General features: G+C 60.1%; 20 protein-coding genes and 2 tRNA genes. 8 read left to right on the forward strand and 14 right to left on the reverse strand.

Features of this window, described 5'->3' with window-relative positions:
* The 14 genes from ACY69P_RS02975 to ACY69P_RS03040 form a co-directional block, all read right to left on the reverse strand.
* Positions 1–413: glycosyltransferase family 2 protein (locus ACY69P_RS02975; protein ID WP_462326522.1), on the reverse strand; the 413-nt coding region annotated here is incomplete at its 3' end.
* A gap of 176 nt (positions 414–589) precedes the next feature.
* Entirely contained in the window at positions 590–1,321 is a 732-nt protein-coding gene (locus ACY69P_RS02980) for an amino acid ABC transporter ATP-binding protein (RefSeq protein ID WP_459901892.1), read from the reverse strand.
* Between the two features lie 20 nt (positions 1,322–1,341).
* A complete protein-coding gene (locus ACY69P_RS02985) occupies positions 1,342–2,004 on the reverse strand; it encodes an amino acid ABC transporter permease (RefSeq protein WP_404845479.1) in 663 nt (220 codons plus the stop codon).
* 87 nt (positions 2,005–2,091) lie between these two features.
* Positions 2,092–2,841, reverse strand: a complete 750-nt coding sequence (gene glnH / locus ACY69P_RS02990) for a glutamine ABC transporter substrate-binding protein GlnH (RefSeq protein WP_462326523.1) — start codon at positions 2,839–2,841, stop codon at positions 2,092–2,094.
* An 862-nt stretch (positions 2,842–3,703) separates the two neighbouring features.
* Positions 3,704–3,780 (reverse strand) — tRNA-Arg (locus ACY69P_RS02995).
* A 248-nt stretch (positions 3,781–4,028) separates the two neighbouring features.
* Positions 4,029–5,072, reverse strand: a complete 1,044-nt coding sequence (locus tag ACY69P_RS03000; RefSeq protein WP_462326524.1) for an FAD:protein FMN transferase — start codon at positions 5,070–5,072, stop codon at positions 4,029–4,031.
* 4 nt (positions 5,073–5,076) lie between these two features.
* Positions 5,077–7,185 carry an FAD-dependent oxidoreductase gene (locus tag ACY69P_RS03005; protein ID WP_462326525.1) on the reverse strand — a complete coding sequence of 703 codons (2,109 nt, stop codon included), beginning with the start codon at positions 7,183–7,185 and terminating at the stop codon, positions 5,077–5,079.
* A 46-nt stretch (positions 7,186–7,231) separates the two neighbouring features.
* Positions 7,232–7,486 (reverse strand): hypothetical protein, encoded by a 255-nt coding sequence (locus ACY69P_RS03010; RefSeq protein WP_459901896.1) that lies wholly within the window; start codon positions 7,484–7,486, stop codon positions 7,232–7,234.
* 42 nt (positions 7,487–7,528) lie between these two features.
* Positions 7,529–8,104 (reverse strand): electron transport complex protein RnfA, encoded by a 576-nt coding sequence (locus ACY69P_RS03015; RefSeq protein WP_404845474.1) that lies wholly within the window; start codon positions 8,102–8,104, stop codon positions 7,529–7,531.
* A gap of 12 nt (positions 8,105–8,116) precedes the next feature.
* Positions 8,117–8,794 (reverse strand): electron transport complex subunit RsxE, encoded by a 678-nt coding sequence (gene rsxE / locus ACY69P_RS03020; RefSeq protein ID WP_404845473.1) that lies wholly within the window; start codon positions 8,792–8,794, stop codon positions 8,117–8,119.
* Entirely contained in the window at positions 8,791–9,378 is a 588-nt protein-coding gene (gene rnfG, locus ACY69P_RS03025; RefSeq protein WP_459901897.1) for an RnfABCDGE type electron transport complex subunit G, read from the reverse strand. The genes rsxE and rnfG overlap by 4 nt, the downstream gene beginning before the upstream one ends.
* A gap of 7 nt (positions 9,379–9,385) precedes the next feature.
* On the reverse strand, positions 9,386–10,357 hold the full coding sequence (locus tag ACY69P_RS03030; RefSeq protein ID WP_459901898.1) for an RnfABCDGE type electron transport complex subunit D: 972 nt from the start codon (positions 10,355–10,357) through the stop codon (positions 9,386–9,388).
* A 127-nt stretch (positions 10,358–10,484) separates the two neighbouring features.
* Positions 10,485–11,618 (reverse strand): 4Fe-4S dicluster domain-containing protein, encoded by a 1,134-nt coding sequence (locus ACY69P_RS03035; RefSeq protein WP_462326526.1) that lies wholly within the window; start codon positions 11,616–11,618, stop codon positions 10,485–10,487.
* Between the two features lie 7 nt (positions 11,619–11,625).
* On the reverse strand, positions 11,626–12,111 hold the full coding sequence (locus ACY69P_RS03040) for a cytochrome c3 family protein (RefSeq protein ID WP_404845469.1): 486 nt from the start codon (positions 12,109–12,111) through the stop codon (positions 11,626–11,628).
* A gap of 948 nt (positions 12,112–13,059) precedes the next feature.
* On the opposite strand from ACY69P_RS03040, the gene ACY69P_RS03045 reads away from it, so the two are divergent.
* The 8 genes from ACY69P_RS03045 to rho all read left to right on the forward strand — a co-directional run bounded on the left by ACY69P_RS03045 (position 13,060) and on the right by rho (position 20,210).
* The gene (locus ACY69P_RS03045; RefSeq protein ID WP_462326527.1) at positions 13,060–14,490 is read left to right on the forward strand and encodes a DegQ family serine endoprotease; all 1,431 of its coding nucleotides are present in this window, start codon (positions 13,060–13,062) and stop codon (positions 14,488–14,490) included.
* A 115-nt stretch (positions 14,491–14,605) separates the two neighbouring features.
* The gene (gene ispE, locus ACY69P_RS03050) at positions 14,606–15,490 is read left to right on the forward strand and encodes a 4-(cytidine 5'-diphospho)-2-C-methyl-D-erythritol kinase (protein WP_462326528.1); all 885 of its coding nucleotides are present in this window, start codon (positions 14,606–14,608) and stop codon (positions 15,488–15,490) included.
* Between the two features lie 3 nt (positions 15,491–15,493).
* Positions 15,494–15,570 (forward strand) — tRNA-Gln (locus tag ACY69P_RS03055).
* 26 nt (positions 15,571–15,596) lie between these two features.
* The gene (locus tag ACY69P_RS03060) at positions 15,597–16,538 is read left to right on the forward strand and encodes a ribose-phosphate diphosphokinase (protein ID WP_462326529.1); all 942 of its coding nucleotides are present in this window, start codon (positions 15,597–15,599) and stop codon (positions 16,536–16,538) included.
* Positions 16,539–16,609: 71 nt separating this feature from the next.
* Entirely contained in the window at positions 16,610–17,194 is a 585-nt protein-coding gene (locus tag ACY69P_RS03065) for a 50S ribosomal protein L25 (RefSeq protein WP_404845465.1), read from the forward strand.
* A 184-nt stretch (positions 17,195–17,378) separates the two neighbouring features.
* A complete protein-coding gene (gene pth, locus ACY69P_RS03070; protein ID WP_459901904.1) occupies positions 17,379–18,011 on the forward strand; it encodes an aminoacyl-tRNA hydrolase in 633 nt (210 codons plus the stop codon).
* Between the two features lie 65 nt (positions 18,012–18,076).
* The gene (locus ACY69P_RS03075) at positions 18,077–18,592 is read left to right on the forward strand and encodes a CarD family transcriptional regulator (RefSeq protein WP_404845463.1); all 516 of its coding nucleotides are present in this window, start codon (positions 18,077–18,079) and stop codon (positions 18,590–18,592) included.
* Positions 18,593–18,962: 370 nt separating this feature from the next.
* A complete protein-coding gene (gene rho, locus ACY69P_RS03080; protein ID WP_462326530.1) occupies positions 18,963–20,210 on the forward strand; it encodes a transcription termination factor Rho in 1,248 nt (415 codons plus the stop codon).
* Positions 20,211–20,478 lie beyond the last annotated feature (268 nt).

Below are 20,478 nucleotides of genomic sequence, written 5' to 3' on the forward strand. Positions count from 1 at the left end.
ACAGGCTCTTTATAAAAATAGCGCCGCGTATTGAAGGTCTTATCAGAGAAAACCACCGCATTTCCGCAAACCATTTTTACGTTATCTCTATAAGCCACGCCAAGCATGTCTTCTGCCGCCTTTTCATGAAGAAAATCGTCGGCATCGAGCCACGTTATGAACTCCCCTTGTGCTGCATCCTGACCAGCTTGGCGCGCGCCTCCGAGACCCTTATTCTCCTGATGCACCACCCGCACCCGATCATCGCTGGCCGCGTAGGCATCCGCAATCTGCGGAGACGCATCCGATGAACCGTCATTAACAATAATCACTTCGATATCCGGCTCAGTTTGCGCCAAACACGATTCGACGGCGACGGGGAGCCATTTTTCCATATTATATGTCGGGATGACGATGCTGAGCTTGGGGGACACGGGATACTCCTTGTTCTATGACTTCCGCGCAACACGCCGCGGACTTCGCTCTCTTGGGGAAAGGTTCCATACCAAAAGCCCTAACCGTTCACAATCGCCATCCCCCTCTCCCGCCAACAAAAAACGGCCAGCCCCTTTCGGGACTGGCCGTATGTGTTTTCTGTCTCTGGCGCGGTCTAGTCGTGGCCGACGACCTTGCCGAGGAAGTCTCGCAGGCGTTCGTTCTGCGGGTTGGCGAAGAATTCGTGGGGTTCGTTTTCTTCCTGAATCTGGCCTTGGTCGAAGAAGATGACGCGGTCGGCCACTTCTTTGGCGAAGCCCATTTCGTGGGTGACCACGACCATGGTCATGCCTTCCTGTGCCAGCTTCTTCATAACTTCCAACACTTCGCCGACCAGTTCGGGGTCGAGGGCGGAGGTGGGTTCGTCGAAGAGGAGGACCTTGGGCTGCAGGGCCAGCGAACGGGCGATGGCAACGCGCTGCTTCTGGCCGCCGGAAAGCTGGTCCGGGTAGGCGTGGGCCTTTTTCTTGAGGCCAACCTTGTCCAGCAGTTTCATACCGAGGGTCACGGCGTCAGCCTTGGAAGTCTGGCGGACCTTGATGGGGCCGAGGGTGACGTTTTCCAGCACGGTCATGTGCGGGAACAGGTTGAACTGCTGGAAGACCATGGAGGCCTCGGAGCGGACGTAGTTGATGTCCGTTGCCGGATCCATGATGTCAAAGCCGTCCACCTCGATGGTGCCGGAGGTCGGCTCTTCCAGTTTATTGATACAGCGCAGCACCGTGGACTTGCCGGAACCGGACGGGCCGATGATGACGACCACTTCGCCGGAATCAACGTGCAGGTCGATGCCTTTGATGACTTCAAAGTCCCCGAAGGACTTCCGCAAATTTTTAATCTTGATCATATATTCTTTCCCCCAATCGCCTATCGGTAGGCGAGGCGTTTTTCAACAATACGCAGAACACGGGCGATCGTCAGGGTCATTGCCAAATACACAAGGCCAACGGTCAGGTACACTTCAAAGGCGCGGAAGTTCACAGCCGTAATCTCCTGACCGGTCCGCATCAGTTCGGACACGCCGATGACCATAAGCAGCGAGGTATCCTTAAGGCTGATGATGAACTGGTTGCCCAGCGGCGGAATCATGCGCTTAAAGGCCTGCGGCCAAATGATGTAGCGCATGGTCTGTCCGCGCGTGAGGCCGATGGAGCGGCCTGCTTCAAACTGGCCGGAGTCGATGGACTGCACAGCGCCGCGGACGATTTCCGCGATGTACGCGCCGGAGTTGATGGCAATGACGATGACGCCCGCAACAACGGGGGGGATGCGCATACCGACGGCCATAGGCAGGCCAAAGTACAGGAACATGGCCTGTACGAGCATAGGCGTGCCGCGAATGATTTCTATATAGAACCCTGCGAGCTTGCGCAGAGGGGAACTCTTGGAAATCTTCATGAGGCCGAAGAAGACACCAATAACGAAGCCGAAGAACAGGCCTCCGAGCGTCAGGATAATTGTCAGGTGCACGCCGCGCATAAGCTGCGGAAGGGTTGTGACCATGACGGAGGGATCGAAATTAAAAGCCATATAGCACCACTTTTTGCGTTTTTCAAAAAATACCGGGGGCAGTGTGAACCGCCCCCGATATCAATGTTTCAAAAGGGAAGTGGGGGACTAGCGAGGCTCGGAGCCGAACCACTTCACGTACAGATCGCGGTAGGCGCCCCTTTCCTTGAGGGAAGCCAGGGCGGCGTTGACCTTCTTCACGAGGGTGCTGCCCTTGGGGAAGCCCATGCCGTAGGCCTGACCGTGGTACAGGGGACCAACGACCTTAACCTGACCGTGACCAGCCTTGCGGATGAAGTCGCCAACGACGGGGGAGTCGAAGATGACGGCGTCTGCGCCGCCGGACATCAGCTCCATGAACATGGCGTCGTTGTTGGGGAAGAGTTTGACGTCCTCGGCGCCGGAGCGCTCCTTGGCGAGGTCGGCGCTGGTGGTACCCAGCTTGGTGGCGACCACTTTGCCCTTGAGGTCTTCAATCTTCTGGACGGCGTCGTTGTCCTTGCGGACGAGGATGACGAGGCCGGAATTGTAGTAGCCATCGGAGAAGTCGATGACCTTGGCGCGCTCGGGCTTGATGGTTATGCCGGCGATGCCCACATCAAGCTGGCCCGTCTGCAGGCCGGGGATGATGCCATTGAAATCCATGGGCTGAAGGTCGTACTCCACGCCGATTTCCTTGGCGATGGCGTCCCAGAGTTCCACGTCGAATCCGGTATGCTTACCCGTTTCGGGGTCCTTGAACTCAAAGGGAGGGAAATTGGTGTCCGTTCCGATAACAAGCTTGTCACCAGCAAAGGAGACAGAGCCCATGACGAGAACGAGAGCCATGGCACAAAGAGTGACCAGTACGCGTTTCATGCTTCCTCCGTATGTATGGAATCCGAGGTTATCCAACCAAGGTGGAGAACCGTGTGGCACTACGCCCGGGACCGACGGGATGTCCGTATGCGGTCCGCCTCAAAATGACCTGCCTTACATGCAATAAAACACGGACTGAGGCAAGGGAATTTTTGTCAATTTTGGAGAATTGGGGTCTTTTTTTTCAAAATACCCACTTTGTGAGGTCCTGTTCCAATCTTGGCAAATGCTTTCCAAAATGTGACCAAAACTGCCCCGGACGTAACACAAAACACAGGCCCGTGCCGCACGAACACCGCCCTTCTCAGTTCCGGACAGTCACCGACGGCAAGGCCCCAGCATTTGCCCGCCATGGCTCACTTTTCCCCTCAAAAAGACGCAATTTCGCCACGAGGAGCGCACATGTACAATCCGCAGGCCGCAGCGCCGGGTACAATTCGCCAGACGCGCCATTTCCGCCAAATTTCACGGCAAAAGCGCCCCGAAATGCTTTGTGGCCGCCATCCGCATCCATATGCTCGAATCAGGCACCACAACACACGGACACAGACCTCCCACCCCAATTTTGCGCAAAATCGAGAAAACAGCGGGCGCTGTATTTTCGGGTTGGAAAGTATGGCGCCCTTCTTGTGACAAAAGGCCCAATACACAAAAATGTTAAAAACAGCCTTGTCGGCAGCATGGAGAACGGCTCTCTGGGGCTGAGGGCGCCGAAACGCGACCTCGGGCCAGTCAGAGGACCGGTGTGAAGCCCCCGGGTATCGCAGAGAGCGCTGTCTCCCCCCTTCTGGGAGGGCGCTGCGAATTGGGCAAAAAGAAAGCCGGTCTCAGTAAAGCCTGAAACCGGCGAATATTTTTTTGATGGTGGCCCCGGCAGGAGTCGAACCTGCGGCCTACCGCTTAGGAGGCGGTCGCTCTATCCAGCTGAGCTACGGGGCCATATGGCTAGCGGGTGAAAGGAAATTCAACCGCTGAGGGCGTTTGAACTAACCGACTTACGCGAGGAACGCAAGTCCTTTTCGCCCCTGTGCGGAATTTCGGCACAGGCATGGCGGTAAAAAACGCTGCCCACACGGCAGATTTCGTCCCGCCCCGCCGTGTGGCAAAAAGGACGCGGGCGCGGCAAGCCTTCGCCGCCGCGCCCGCGCTATTACAATATCATTATATAAAGGCGCATCCAGAAGGCGCTAGGCGCTCCGGCGCTCAAGGCGTGCCCAGCCGGAGCTTTGCAGCTTGGCGCCGCTGGCGGCAAGCACCATGCACTCGCGACCGGGAAGGCTCTCGATGCTCCGCACGCCGTGCTTCGCATCCATAACAAACGCGGCGGTCGCCAAGGCGTCGGCCTCCATGACGGTACGGCCCACAACGCTGACGCTCACGGACTGCACCGGAGAGATGCCCGTTGCCGGGTTCACCACATGGTGCAGGGTTCCCTTTGCGTCAAAGGGCTGCTCATAGCCGCCGGAGGTCGCCACGGCGCAGTCGCGCAGATTCAGCACGGCGGGATAGCGCCCCTGCCCTGCCGGGTCTTCAATGGCCACGGTCCACGTTTTGTCGCCGCCGACGCGGATGTCGCCGCCTGCGTTGACCATATAGGAACCAACGCCGGCACCGGCCAGCGCTTCGGCGGCGCGGTCCACGATGTAGCCCTTGCCGATGCCGTCCAGCGTGGCCTGCATGCCCTCACGGGCAAAGCGGATATCCCGTCCGGTGCATTCCAGCGCGTTGGCGTCCACAAGGCGCAGCACCTCGGCAAGTTCCGAGCGCGGAATGTCGCCTGCGCTGACGGCCTTGCCCTGCTCGCGCAGGTAATCCACAACGGGGAGCACCGTAGGGTCAAAGGCCCCGCCGGTAAGCGTGGCCATATCGCGGGCACCGCGCACCACGGCCACCATATCCGGATGGGCTCCGGTAATGCGGCCTGCGGCGTTGAGGTGCGAGGCCTCGGTCCCTGCGGCGTGGCGGTCCAGCACCGTGCACAGACGCTTGATGGCGGCGTACGCCTCACCAATGCCCTGCTCCGCGCGGTGTTTGGAGTCGTCCACAACGGTAATGGTCACAAAGGTGCCCATCAGGAACTGCGTGCTGACGACCTTGTGCCTGCTCCCCTCACGGGAAGCGGAACCAAAGCCGATGTCGGCCAGTGCACGGGTGGGAGCCGCAAGGGCTCCCAGTCCGACAACAGCGCCAAGGCGCATGAACGCCCGTCTGGTCACTGCCTTCATATCCATGATGCTAGTCCTCCGCGTCCAGAGGCTTCACGTCCGGGTCGGCGGCGTATTCCGCGCCAGCCTCGCCGTCGTAACAGGTCAGGCCGCAGCGCAGGCAGCGCGAGGCTTCCTTGCGCGCCAGAGAGGGATCCAGCGGCTGGCTGACCTCTTCCTTAAAGGTCGTGCGGCGCTCGGCCACAGGAATCTCCTGCACGGCCACGCGGGGGATGGTGTACTTGACCTTCATGCCCTTGAGGATGGTCTCGGGAATCACGCGAAGCTGTTGGTCTTCGGGCTTTTTCGCCTCGCCTTCCGTCAGGAGCATATGGATGGAGCGCGCGGCGGTGCGGCCATCGGCAACGGCCTCAACCACAGTCGCACGTCCGGAGTAGACCTCGCCGCCAACAAACACGTTGGAGACCGACGTCTGGAGCGTCACCTTGTCTGCGTCGATGGTGCCCTTCTTGGTCACGGCGAATTCGGACTCGCCGTCCTCGCCCACAAAGGGCGTCATGTCGGGTACGCGGTCCACGCAGTTGATGACAAGGTCGCAGTCCACGACGGCCTCGGTGCCCTCGACGGGCGCCGGGGTCCCAGTGGCCTTCTTGGGGTCCTTGTACTCGGTGGCGATATATTCCACGCTGATGACGCCGCCGTCAGCGGACTTCACCGCGGTGGGCTTCGTCTTGTAGAGGATTTCCGCACCGATTTCCTCGGCGCGCTCCACTTCCAGCTTATTGGCGGACATCTTGCGCTTGATGTGCTGGGACAGCACAACGATGCGGGCGGCGTTCAGGCGGCCTGCGCTGCGCGCCACGTCCATGGCGGTGTTGGTGTCGCCGATGATGACAAGACGCTTGCCGGCAAGGTCCACCGGCTCGTGCTTCAGGCTGGTGAGGAAGCTGACGCCATCCACCACGCCGGGCGCGGTATCGCCGGGGATGCCCAGCTGCGGCGTCTTCCATGCGCCTGTTGCCACGAAGATGGCCTCGAAGCCTTCGTCATTCAGGGTCGTGATGGTGAAGTCCTTGCCGAACTCCAGTCCGGTGCGGGGCGTAACGCCCAGCTCAAGGATGCCCTGCACGTCCCAGTCCGCCACGCGGTGGGGCACGCGGTATTCGGGAATGGCATGGCGCACCATGCCGCCAAGGGACTCGCGGCGGTCAAAGACATGCACCTCGTACCCAACGCGGCGCAGGTAGAACGCGCAGCTCATACCCGCCGCGCCGCCGCCGATGATGGCGACCTTGCGGCCGTTGGACGGATTGCACTGCATGGGCACGCGTCCGCCGGAGGCCATCTCCCAGTCGGAGACGTAGCGTTCAAGGGAATTGATGGCGATGCCTTCGTCCACGATCTGGCGGCGGCAAATGGTTTCGCAGCCGTGCGGACAAATGCGGCCCACAACGGACGGCAGCGGCAAACGCTCCTTGAGCGTCAGAAGCGCGCTGCCCATATCGCCGGCCTTGATCTGCTGGATCATGGTGCGCACGTCCAGCTGGGCCGGGCATTTCTGCATGCACGGGGCAAGGCAGTCGTCCAGCTTGTTCAGATGCAGCAGGTCGGAGGAGAGGCCCTTGATGCGGATGGCGCCTGTGGGGCACACCTCGGCGCACTTGCCGCAGGAGCGGCACAGCGCCTCGTTGACCACGGGCAGGCCTTCCTCGGACAGCTCAATGGCGCCAAAGCCGCAGGCCTTCACGCAGGAGCCTTTGCCAAGGCAGGCAAGGCCGCACATCTTGTCGCCGCCGTAAAGCATGGACATGGCGCGGCAGTCCTCAACGCCGGAGTAGTCATAAATCTGCTTGGCGCGTTCACCGCCGGTGCAGATGAGGGATGCGACCTTAGGCTCCTTGAAGCTCACGGACATGCCCATGACGGACGCAACCGACGTAGCGATGTCCATGCCGCCGGCCACGCAGACCTCCGGCGGCGCTTCGCCGGCCACCACAGCGGCGGCGGCCGCGCTGCAACCGGGGTAGCCGCAGCCACCGCAGTTTGCGCCGGGGAAGCAGTTTTCCACCGCCGCGACGCGCGGGTCCTCCTTCACATGCAGGACCTTGGAGGCCACTGCCAAAACGGAGGCCGCGGCAAAACCGAGGCCCGAAAGCAAGAATATCGAAGTGCTTACCATTTCGTCACCTTATTGATATTCTGCCGGATTCCCCGTGGGTCCACTGCTATGCGCCGATGCTGTGCACGGCGACATAGGCAACGGCGGCGTCGGCGGCCAACACGCCAAGAGCAGGCAAAGCCAGCTTGGCGTGGCGCACCACACAGCCACCGGGAAAGGCGCCGCCCGTGGCACTGCGGCGGATGAGCACACCGCCAAAGTGCACGCCACCTGCCACCAGCAGGATGAACAGCATCCCGTGCAGCACGGAGCCGACGGCAAGGCCAAGACCCATGAGTATGAAAACGACAGTATTCAGCATTGCGGATATTCCTTTGTATTCCTTTTGGTTATTCAGCGCGGCCTACGCGGCCATGCCCTGAAACGCAAAGAACGCCAGGGACATCAGGCCGGCCATGACCAGCGCGATGGGGACGCCGCGGAATACATGAGGAACGGGGGCCATGTCCAGTCTTTCACGAATGGAAGACAGGATCACCAAAGCAATCGTAAATCCGATGCCAGACGCCAGTGCAAACACTACAGAAGTTAAGAAATCAAACTCCTTACGCTGCACCATAATGGCGACACCAAGCACCGCGCAGTTGGTGGTGATGAGTGGAAGAAAAAGACCCAGCGACTTGTAAAGTGGCGGAATCACTTTCTTCAAAAACATTTCCACAAATTGCACAAGCGAGGCGATAATAAGGATGAACGCGATGGTTTGCAGATACTCCAGCCCGTTTGGCACCAGAGCGTACACATGGATGGGCCATGTGATGGCTGTAGCCATGACCAGAACGAACATAACCGCCCCGCCCATGCCAAGGGCCACGTCGATGCTCTTGGACGTTCCCATAAACGGGCATGCGCCAAGGTACTGCACCAGCACGATGTTATTGATGAAGATGGCCGAGATAATCAGCAGAAAGTAGTCCATTGCACCTCTCCCCTAGTCCATCTTGCACGCGCCGCAGGAGCCGCAGCCATCGCCGCACCCGGTGATGGGCTTCGGCGCGGGCAGCTTGTTCTTCTTGGCGTGCCAGACGTTGAAGGCGTTCATCCCGGCAAGGATGAGGCCCAGACAGATGAACGCTCCGGGAGCCTTCACCATAATGGCGAACGGCTCGAAGCTCTCCCACATGACAGGTGCGCCAAACACCGTGCCGCTGCCAAACAGCTCGCGCACGGTGCCGAGGAAGGTCAGGGACAGCGTAAAGCCAATGCCCATGCCCAGTGCGTCCATGATGGAGTACCACACGCTGTTTTTGGAGGCGAAAGCCTCAGCGCGGCCCAGAATCAGGCAGTTTACGACAATGAGCGGCACAAAGATGCCCAGCTGCTGGTACAGCGGATACGTGTACGCCTGCATGAGCAGCTCCACCGTCACAACCAGCGAGGCCGCAATAACGATAAAGCACGCGATGCGGACCTTGGTGGGGATAACGTTGCGCAACAGCGAAATGATGATGTTGGACATCGTCAGCACGAACACAACGGCAAGGCCCATGCCGAGGCCGTTCTCCGCGGACGAGGTTACCGCCAGCGTCGGGCACAGGCCGAGCAGCACGCGAAACGGCGGCAGCTCCGCCCACAGTCCCTTGACGAATTCCTTCATGCTTCGGTTCATGACTGGCCTCCACTCTGCTGCAGGGCGGTAATCATCTCGTCCTTATGGGCGGTGTACAGGGCCACGGCCTTCTTCACCGCGTCCACAGTTCCCTTGGAAGAGAACGTCGCGCCGGAGACGCCGTCGATGTCGGAGCCAAGGTCGAGGTTCGAGGGCGCATGCGCGCGGAACTGGCCGGTAAAGCTCGGCTCGGTCACGCGGGTGCCAAGGCCGGGAGTTTCGGTCTGGGTGGTGATGCCAATGCCAAGGAGCGTATCCTCGGCAATGTCAAAGCCCACCATCACACCAATATCGCCGGAATAGCCCGGAGCTGCCGATTCAAGGGCAACGCCGGTCAGCTCGCCTTCACGCACAACCGGGAAAACGACCACCTCGCCCACATCCGGGGCGGTGATGGTCACACGTTCCACGATAGGGTCGTTCTCGTGCGGGCCAACCACGTGCATCAGGGCCGGGCCCTGCACATAGGTCAGCACCTGCTCTTCAATCTTGTCGCGCGTTGCGGCCTTGAGGGTGGCCAGCGAAAAGCCGGACACGCCGCAGATGAGCGACAGGACGAGTATCATGCTCAGTATCTCTTTCATGATGCCTCTAGCCTCCGAAAGGTTTGGGACGAACGCGGTCCAGCAGCGGGCTGAGCAGGTTCGCCAGCAGGATGGCGAAGGGCACGCCGTCCGGATAGACGCCGTACTCGCGGATGACCATGACCAGCGCGCCGCCAATGAAGCCATACAGCAGCTGGGGCACGCGCCCTGCCGGGCTGGACGCATGGTCCGTGGCGAGGAAGAACGCGCCAAAGACCACACTGCCCGTCAACACGTGGAACAGCGGGCCGGCGGCCATATCCGGGTGCACCATATGAAAGACCTGCGCCATGGCCATCACACCAACGATGAACGCGGCGGGAATGTGCCAGCGGATGACGCCGCGCCACAGCAGGAATGCGCCGCCGATAGCCAGCGCCAGCACCTGCGATGCGCCAAGGGCGCCAAGGGCGTTGCCAAAGAGGAAGTCCGTCAGGTTGTACTGGTACTGCACGGCATCAAGGCCGAAGTACTTCAGCTGCGCCAACGGCTCATTGAGCACGCTCATGGGCATGGTCATGTCGATGTCCATAAACGCGGGCCACGACACGCGGCACATTGCCCAGGCCACAAGGGGAGCGCACAGCGGGTTCACGCCGTAGCCGCCAAACACTGCGCGGCCAAGGGCCACAGTCATGGCCGCGCCAGCGGCAACCAGCCACCACGGCGCGCCGGCAGGCAGCAAAAAGGCGAACAGCACCCCTGCGTACAGGGCGCTGAAGTTGTCCACATCCACATCACGAGCCATGAGACGAAGGCACAACGCTTCCACCAGCACGGCCACAGCGCCGGCAAGGGCCATGATGCGCGCGGCGTCAATGCCGTAGGTCATGACGGCCATGACCGCGGCAGGCGCCAACGCCGCCAGGCTGGTGAGCGACAGATTCTTCACGCCCATACCCAGCCGCCAATGCGGGGCCGGGGTGACGCTCAGTGCTCCTGCGCTCTGCGCAAGCGGTTTGATAACCGGAGGAGTCATTTGCTCAATCCTTGTTCCGAAAGTTCACGCCCCGCGCCGCGTGGGCGGCAGGCGGGCCGTTCTATGCATCCTTCACCCTGACGGTCACGCGGCATGCCGCCACGTTCCGCCGGGAAGATATTGGGCCTTATCCTTCGCGCGAGAGGCGCAGCTGCTCCTTGGCAAAGCGCAGCATATGCAGCATCGGACGGCGGGCCATGCAGTGCATGGCGCACAGGCCGCACTCAAAGCACACCCCAAGGCCGCTGGCCGCCGCCTTCTCGAACATGTCGTACTCCGCATAGCGGGTAAGCATGTTCGGCTGCAGGCGCGCCGGGCAGTGCTGCACACATTCGCCGCAGTTGATGCACGGGCGGTCTTCAACAGGCGCGGCGCTTTCCGCCGGGACAATGCCCACGGCGCGGCAGTCGCGGCCAATGCCTTGGTCCGTACTGAACGCCGCCGCTCCGCGCATGGGACCGCCAAGGCGGACCACATCGCCTGCGTGAACCTCCAGCCCTGCCGCTTCCAGCACGGCCTGCACCGGCGTCCCGATGCGCACGCGCCAATGCTTGCCACCGGCGGTCAGCACCGTTTCGGCAACAGGCAGGCCTGTTTCGACAACGCGGCCCAGCTGCCACAGCGCGGCAACGTCGATAACGCAGACACCGGCGGGATTTTCCTTGCCGGTGGCGGCCTTCACCACGAGGGGATCAACGCTGGCGGGATACACGCCGGGAGCGCGCACCGTCTGCGCGCCGTCAAAGGATACGGACGCCGCCGAGTCTGCGGCAACGACAGTGGTCTTCACCGCGCCAACAAGCAGCTTCGCGTATTCCACGCCAGCGCGGACGGTCTTGGCCTCGGATTCCAAAAGCGCGGTGGCGACACCCACTTCCGGCTCCGGGTCCATGGCATTGATGATAAGATGTTCCGCCGCCGCGTAGCGCCGGGTATCAATGCCCAGACCGCGCAAGGCGCGCAGGCGCTCCTTGGCATCGGTTATGGCGGCGAGGTCCACCGGCTCCACGGTTTCGGGTTCGTCTGCGGGTTTCAGGGTCACAAAGGCGTAAGACACCTTGCTCACCTTGCCCGCCACAGGGGCGTGCATGTCCCCGCACCCGGCTTCGGCGCACTGGGCCACAAGCGTGCCCTGCGCAATGCTTTTGCCGCGCGCGGCCTTGAGCAGCATGCCCTTGACCGGAATGTTCAACTCGCCCGGAACGGGCATCTCGTGGATGCTTCCGGGGAGGGGATTCAATGAAAGGTCGTACTTTTTCATGACGTTCCTACTTCGCATGGCACTCGGTGCAGCTTTCGTCGCCGTAAGGTCCGGCGCCCATGGACTCGTGACATCCCATGCACTGCCAGTGGAAGGCATCGCCCGTCAGGGGCAGCATGTCTGTGTCCGGACGGTCCTCGTCGGGCATATCGGCAGACGGCTCGGTGTAGTGGCACCGTTCGCAGTAGTCGTTGGAAGGGAAGGATTTCTGATGCTTCAGGCGGAACTCGTCATTGAATTCCTTGGGGTGGCACGTGGCGCAGGGCAGCGGCTTTGCGCCCTCCTCGACCAGACCGTCATGGTGACAGTCCTCACACGCCAGTCCCAAGTCCTCGGCATGCAGCTGATGGGTAAAGAACACCCGCCCGCCGCTGTTCTCCATCACCACCCGCGTCGGGGCGTCCGGAGAGTCCTGGGGAAGCAGATAGCCCACAGCGGCAACGACGATGCACACCGCCACAACCACTGCTATGGGTACATATCTTTTGTGCAATGAAAGAACCTCTCAACTTTGCGCTACTGTTTGCGGACCTGCCGAATCGCTCCGGCGTCCACACTCCTCAACCACTCCAAAAACAGCCCCTCCGCGGGGGAGGGGCTGCCTCATCATGAGGACTCCGTCAGCCACAGGAGTCCCTCCGTGTCATCAAGCCCCTTTGTGCGTGGCCTGAAACATGGTGGCAGCCGAAACGCCAGGGCCCCGGCTGCCAAAGAAAGAAAGGGGGGTGAGTGGCCGGACCCGCCCTGGAAGCGGCTCCGGCCATGAGGCCTGCATGCAAGGCACAGGAAATCCCGCACGCCACGGCCTCTTTCACCGAACTGATCGTACAACGCTAACGCGCAGAGCACAGTCCGTGCCAGCTTCCACTTACCGATTGCGGTGGACTGATTGGTTCGTCACACAGCCGACATTATGCCGCCACAGCGACAAATCCACCGCAATACCAACCTGTTAGTAGCCGACTACACCCGGTAACACGAAATTGCAATTCATATCCGTCTATCGCGTATTTTTTTCAATTTGTTGTGATTGGTTAACCAATCAACCATCGTGTCTGATTTTTCATACTGCCCTGCACACTTTGCATGCAAAGCCGGGAACCCACTGCACGCAACGTCATCTGGCCGACAGGCCAAACCGTCGTCCAGATGACAGTACACCTGCGTCTGAAATTCCAGACATCAGCAGGAGGAAACCCCGTCACCCTGTGAAAAAACTGTCACACGGCTGAAACTATTTGCCTGCGGATACAGAAAAAGCGCAGAAAAATACGCTCTTCAACAGCCCGCCACACAGACCAAAAGCCCCGTAATACAAGGCACCAGAGGAAATCCCGCCCTTTCGTATTTACATGCTATGAAAAGAGGTTATAGTATCGAAATGACTCCTGCTTCAGGACCGAGGAGGGGCCTCAAGCAGAACCGTGAAACGGAGGAAAGAATGGATATCACTCACCGCATGAAACGCACGATCGCCCTCGCCGCCCTGCTCGTCTTTGTCACGTCGCAGGCCGCCATGGCTGCATTGCCCGAATTCACGGCCCTTGCCGAGAAAGCAGGTGGTGCGGTGGTCAACATAAGCACCGTCAAAATCGTTGAGCGGGGCAACAACCAAATGAAGGAGTTTTTCCGCTTTCACCAGCGGGGCAACCCCTTTGAGGATTTCTTTAACCAGTTCGAGCCGTTTTTCCGCATGCGCCCGGACCAGCGCCCCCGCAAGGAGCGCTCCCTCGGCTCCGGCTTCATCATTTCCAAGGACGGGTTCATCGTCACCAATAACCACGTCATCGCCAACGCCGACGAAATCTCGGTGAACCTGCAAGGCGTGGACGAGCCCCTGCCCGCCACCATCATCGGCCGCGACCCGGAAACGGACCTCGCCCTGCTGAAGATTGACGCCGACCACGACCTGCCGGTGCTCACCTTCGGCGACTCGGACGAGACCAAGGTCGGCCAGTGGGTCATGGCCATCGGCAACCCCTTCGGCCTTGACCATACCGTCACCGCGGGCATTGTCAGCGCCAAGGGCCGCTTCCTGAACTCCGGCCCCTTTGACGACTTCATCCAGACCGATGCCTCCATCAACCCCGGCAACTCCGGCGGCCCCCTGCTGAACCTCCACGGCGAGGTTATCGGCATCAACACCGCCATCATCGCCTCGGGTCAGGGCATCGGCTTTGCCATCCCGTCCGACATGGCCCGCAAGGTCATCACCCAGCTGAAGGAGAACAAGAAGGTCTCCCGCGGCTGGCTGGGCGTCACCATCCAGAACGTTGACGACAACACCGCCAAGGCGCTGGAAATGGACGAACCGCGCGGCGCGCTTATCGCCTCGGTCCTGCCCGGTGAACCCGCCGACGAAGGCGGCATCAAGGCCGGCGACGTCATCATCGGCGTCAACGGCGAGGACGTGGACGACGCCAACGACCTGCTGCGCCAGATTGCCGGAATAGCCCCCGGCGAAAGGGCCAAGATTACCGTCTGGCGCAATGGCGACGACAAGACCCTTCGCGTCACCCTTGGCGAGCGCAAGACCGACAAGCTCGCCCAGCAGGGCCGCCCCGAGCAGACGCAGCCCGCAGAGGCCCTTGGCCTCTCCCTGCGGCCTGTGGACCCGCGCGAAGCCCGCGCCCTTGGCATGGACGTGGCGCAGGGCCTGCTGGTCACCAGCGTGGCGCAGGGCTCCCCGGCGCAGGAAAGCGAAATCCGCCCCGGCGACGTCATCCTGCAGGCCAACCAGCAGCTGGTGAACTCCGTGGACGACTTCAAGGACATCCTCGAAGGCGACGCCAAGGACAAGGGAGTGCTGCTCCTGCTCATCCAGCGGCAGGGCCAGAGTGTGTTCCGCACGCTCACCCTTCCCGACGAGTAACAGCCGCCTATATCATTAACCATATAAGGGCCTTCCAAACGGGAGGCCCTTTTTTTGCCCCGCCGGGCACACAACCACTTGAAACCCGGTGGCTTTTACGAAAGAATCCCGCGTCATGACATCCACATTGCCACAACAGCGCACCCTCACGGCAGGGTGCAAGGTGAACCTGTACCTCGATATCACCGGCGTGCGCCCAAACGGCTACCACGAACTGCACACCCTGTTCGTGCCATTGGCCGAACCGGCGGATACGCTGACCGTTACGCCTGCAGAGGGAAGCGGCCTACTCCTCACCTGCTCCCGCCCGGAGCTGGAAGGGTCGGATAATATCATTATCAAGGCGTATGAAGCGTTTGCCGAGGCCACGGGTTTTCGCCCCAGTCTTCGCGTACACCTTGACAAACGCATCCCCTTCGGTGCAGGACTCGGCGGCGGAAGTTCCGACGCCGCCGCCATACTGCGCTATCTGAATGACAGCGCGGGCGAAGCGGCACTGGAGCACACAGCCCTTTCGGCGCTTGCCACGCGCATCGGGGCGGACGTTCCGTTCTTTCTGCTAGGCGGCCCAGCCTGGGCCACAGGCATTGGCGAAGAGCTTGTGCCTGCCGAGCTTGATTTAGCCGGTTTCACTCTGGTAGTGTTGTGCCCCGACATCCACGTCTCCACACCATGGGCGTACGCGGCTTGGGACGCGGCACATCCGGCCACGCAGAAGAACGAAAAACGCCCCGAATGCTTGACATGCGCAGCGAGTGCGGGTAAGTGCTTCCCCTGCTCCGCGTTCCTGCTCCACAACAGCTTTGAGCACGTGGTCTTTGGGGCCTACCCAAAGCTTCGCCAGCTCAAGGAAGCACTGCTCCGCCAAGGGGCAGCAGGGGCAGTTATGAGCGGCAGCGGTTCCAGTCTGTGCGCCCTCTTTCGCAACCGACAGGATGCAGAGCGCGCGGTTCTTACGTTCCGACAGGAACAGGTTCCCGCTTTCTTTCACAGTTTTTGATGCTGGGGTGTCGCCAAGGTGGATAAGGCAACGGGTTTTGGTCCCGTCATTCGAGGGTTCAAGTCCTTCCACCCCAGCCATATTTTATTTTTAAGGAACAATCACGATGGCAATTGGCGAATTGAAGATCATGACCGGCTCGGCCAACCCCGAGCTTGCCTCCGAGATTTGCAACCACCTCGGCTGCGAACTCACCCCGTGTCTTACCGACACTTTCAGCGACGGTGAAATCCGCGTAGAAATCGGCTCCAACGTTCGTGGCGCCGATGTTTTCGTGGTCCAGCCGACCTGTGCCCCCGTGAACTTTCACCTGATGGAACTGTGTATCATCCTTGATGCACTCAAGCGCGCCAGCGTTGGCCGTGTGACTGCCGTCGTGCCCTACTACGGCTACGCTCGCCAGGACCGCAAGGTCGCTCCCCGCGCCCCCATCTCCGCCAAGCTCGTGTCTGATTTCCTTACCGTGGCCGGCATTGACAGGCTCGTTACCGTTGACCTGCACGCAGGACAGATTCAGGGCTTCTTCAACCTGCCCGTGGATAACCTGTATGCCGCCCCGGCCCTTCTGGATTACCTGCGCCAGTACGACGAAGACCTCGTCATCGTCTCTCCCGACGCTGGCGGTGTTGAGCGTGCACGCGCCTACGCCAAGCGACTCGGTGCCGGCCTCGCCATCATCGACAAGCGCCGCGATGCCCCCAACCAGGCCAAAGCCATGAACGTCATCGGTGACGTGAAAGGCAAGACCGCCATTGTCCTTGATGATATGATCGACACCGCAGGCACCATCTGTGCCGGTGCCGAAGTGCTCATGGAAAATGGCGCCAAGGAAGTGATGGCCTGCGCCACGCATCCCGTGCTGTCCGGCCCGGCTGTGGAGCGACTTGAAAAGTCCTCCTACTCCAAGGTCATCGTTACGAATTCCATTCCGATTGGCGAAAAGGCCAAGCAGAGCTCCAAGATTCAGGTAATGTCGCTGGCCAGCCTGCTGGGCAAGGCAATCCACAACATCCACACGGAATCTTCCGTGAGCGTATTGTTTGTCTAACTCTTTTTTTATTGACGACCACCGCCGGGCCCGCCGTGGAGCCGAGCGGGAACAGCTTGAAGGAGATACTCATGTCTGAACAGGTTATGCTCAAAGCCGCCGTGCGAGAGGAAACCGGCAAGGGCTCCTGCCGTGCCCTGCGCGCTAAAAAAATGACGCCCGGCGTTTTCTACGCTAAGGACGAAAACATCCTCATCCAGGTTCCTCAGATCGATCTGGACAAGACCAACGCCCTCGTTGGTACCTCCCAGATCTTCTCCATCGACATCGATGGCAAGGGCGCCCGTCCGGCGCTGATCAAAGAGCTGATCTGGCATCCCTGCAAGCGGGAGATCACCCACGTCGACATCTACGGCGTAGACATGGACAAGCCCGTCCGTGTGCGTGTTCCCCTGCGCATCGTTGGTCAGGCTCCGGCCATGGCCATGGGCGCTAAGCTCGAAGTGTACCGCGCTTCCTGCGTGATTGAGTGCCTGCCCGGCGCCATTCCGGAAGCTGTTGATGTTGACATCAACAACCTCCAGCCCAACGAGACCATGCAGATTGAGTCCATCGCCCTGCCCGAGGGTGTGAAGGTTCTCAGCGATGACAACTTTGCCATCCTGCACCTGGCTCTCAAGGGCGCTGATGACAGCGCTGAGGGCGACGAGGAATAAACTCACGCCGTTTCCGCAAGGCCCCGCCTGGGGCCTTGCGTTTTTCCGGTGCGCAGCATCGGTGCCTCCCTTCTCCTATCGTCTTGGCCAGCCGGCCTCCTTGTTGTTATAGCTCCATCGCTTTAGGTCGTTGTGTAGCCCCTGTGTGGCCGCTGACGCCTCGATAGGCATATTGGTAGTGCATATGAAAAATTTCGCAGGACTCATCGTTGGCCTCGGCAATCCCGGGCCCGACTACGAAAACACCCGCCACAACTTTGGTTTCATGCTGGCGGACCGCATCCTGGAAAAGGCGGGCGGCACGGAAAAGTGCCCGCGCGTTGGCAACTGGGATGACTGCCTTGCATGGGACTGCCCCATCATCCGGTCCAAGGCGCATTGGGTCGTGGCCAAGCCGCTGACCTATATGAACCTGAGCGGTATCGCCGTAAAGCGCATCAGCGGCAAATATGCCATCGCGGCAGAACACATCATCGTCGCCCACGACGATATGGACCTGCCCCTTGGCAAGATGAAACTGAAAAAGGGTGGCGGAACCGCCGGCCACAACGGCCTGAACTCCATCGTCGACGAGCTGGGCACGCGAGAATTTCTGCGTCTTCGCCTTGGAGTCGGACGCCCCACTGTCCGTGGCGGAACGCGCGATTATGTGCTTGGCGAATTTTCCGAGCAGGAAATGGACACCGCCCAAGCGGTTGTGGATGCCGCCATCAAAGGCATTGGCATTCTGCTGCGCCGGGGCCTGCCCCTCGCCATACAGCACATCAACAGCTTTGACGCAGTACCCACCGCAGAGAATACTGAAAACCTAGACTAACAGAGTCTTTTAAGATACGTTTCTCGGGTTGCGTGCTTCACTGAGAGTAATGGAGATAAGGTAACGTGTTTTCAGAAAACGAAATTGTCGTCTACCCCGCCCAAGGTGTTGGGGTTGTTGAACGTATTGAGGAACAAGAAGTCGGCGGTGCAAAAGCCGAGTTCTACATCGTCCGTATCCTGAGCAACAATGTGACGCTTATGGTACCGGTCTTCAATGCGGAGAATGTCGGTCTGCGACATGTCTCGTCCAAGGAAAAGGCGGATGCGATCATAGATTCGCTTAAGGACCGTTCCGACTTCACCGGATACTCCGGACAGAATTGGAACCGCCGCTACCGCGAATATTCCGAAAACCTCAAAAGTGGCGACCTGGCCGATGTCGCCTACGTCCTCAAAGAGCTGCTGCTCATCGGTAAGGACAAGGAACTCTCCTTTGGCGAACACCGCCTGCTGGAGCAAGCCATGGGCCTGTTGACGCTTGAACTCGCCCACGCTCTGGACAAGGAACAGGACACCGTCCGTACCGAAATCGAAGCGCTTTTCTCCGACGTTCTTGAAAAGAAGGAAGAAGAGGACTAGAAATCCCTTGCCATTGCGCATCCGGTGCGCTAAAAATTGTTCTATTGAAAAGAGCACTATTTTTTCTTCATTGCCAAGCAAACTTCGGCTGCATCCCTTGCATTAATTTCTCATTAATTAGCTCGTAAAGCCTATTACTTTCCGCGCACCGGATTCTTGTCGTGCGGAACGGAGCCGATACATTACCGGCTCCGTCCTATGGGCTTATGCTAGAATTTTTCTGTGGGTTCTCCACTGCGGTACGGGCTGTATCGAGTAATGTCGCTCAGTCTATATCCGCTACTGTTTTTTGCCTCGTCCCACTAAAGACGTATCTTACACGACCAAAGCTAGTACCCCCCGCGTACCATACTGCGCCACGGAGAAGGTCATGCATCAATCCGAACTGAAAGCCAAAAGCATGTCCGAGCTGATGGAGCTCGCCAAGGAATACGAAATCGAAAACCCGAGTGGCATGCGCAAGCAGGAGCTTATCTTTGCTCTGCTTAAGGCATGCGCCTCGCAAAACGGCTCCATCTTTGGTGAGGGCGTTCTGGAAATCCTGCCCGACGGTTTCGGCTTCCTGCGCTCCCCCATGTACAGCTACATGCCCGGCCCTGACGATATCTATGTCTCCCCTTCCCAGATCCGCCGATTCGGCCTGCGAAAGGGCGACGTCATCTCCGGCCAGATTCGCCCCCCCAAAGAAGGCGAACGCTACTTCGCCCTGCTGCGGGTGAATGAAATCGGGTTCGAGAAACCCGAGGCCACCAAAAGTCTCATCCTCTTTGACAACCTCACCCCCATCTACCCCGACGAACATTTCCGCCTTGAAAACGGCAAAGAAAACCTCTCTGCCCGCATCATCGACCTGCTTGCCCCCATCGGCAAGGGTCAGCGCGCGCTGTTCGTTGCTCCGCCCCGCACGGGTAAGACCGTGCTGCTGCAGACGGTTGCCAACTCCATCAAAGCCAACTTCCCGGACACCTACACCATCGTTCTGCTCATTGACGAACGCCCCGAGGAAGTCACGGACATGGAGCGCACCGTTAACGCGGAAGTCGTCAGCTCCACCTTTGACGAGCCGCCGCAGCGCCACGTGCAGGTTGCCGAAATGGTTATGGAAAAAGCCAAGCGCCTTGTGGAACGCAACAAGGACGTGGTTATCCTGCTGGACTCCATCACCCGCCTTGGCCGCGCCTACAATGCCGTGACGCCTTCGTCCGGCCGCGTGCTGTCCGGTGGTCTGGACGCCAACGCCCTGCAGCGCCCCAAGCGCTTCTTCGGCGCGGCGCGCAACGTGGAGGAAGGCGGCAGCCTGACCATCATCGCCACCGCCCTCATCGACACCGGCTCCCGCATGGACGAAGTCATCTTCGAAGAGTTCAAGGGCACCGGCAACTGTGAGGTCTACCTCGACCGCCACCTGTCCGAGAAGCGCGTCTTCCCGGCACTGGATATCAACCGCTCCGGCACCCGTAAGGAAGAGCTCCTGCTCTCCGACGATGTGCTGAACCGCGTGTGGATACTCCGCAAAGTCCTCGCGCCCATGAACTCCATTGATTCCATGGAATTCCTCATCAAACGCATGAAGAACTCCAAGAACAACAAGCAGTTCCTGGACATGATGAACAACTAAGTTCATCGCGCTCAGTGTCTCTCCAGCGGGCCGAAGCAGTTGCGTCGGCCCGCTTTTTTTGCATCTGAGCGTCCGGCGCGTGCAGGGCATCATCTTGCACATCCTTGGCGAACCGGCCAAGGTGCGGTATCACGGAACGCGAAGTGAGCGCCGTCACCAGACGACGCCGGACCCGCCGCGCGGCAGGGAAAGCCCCTGCACGCTCGCGCGGTCCGTTTCCGTCATCAACCGCCCGCCCGCGCGGGCCTTCCGTATAAGGAACATCCAT

This window comes from Desulfobaculum sp. (assembly GCF_054921475.1).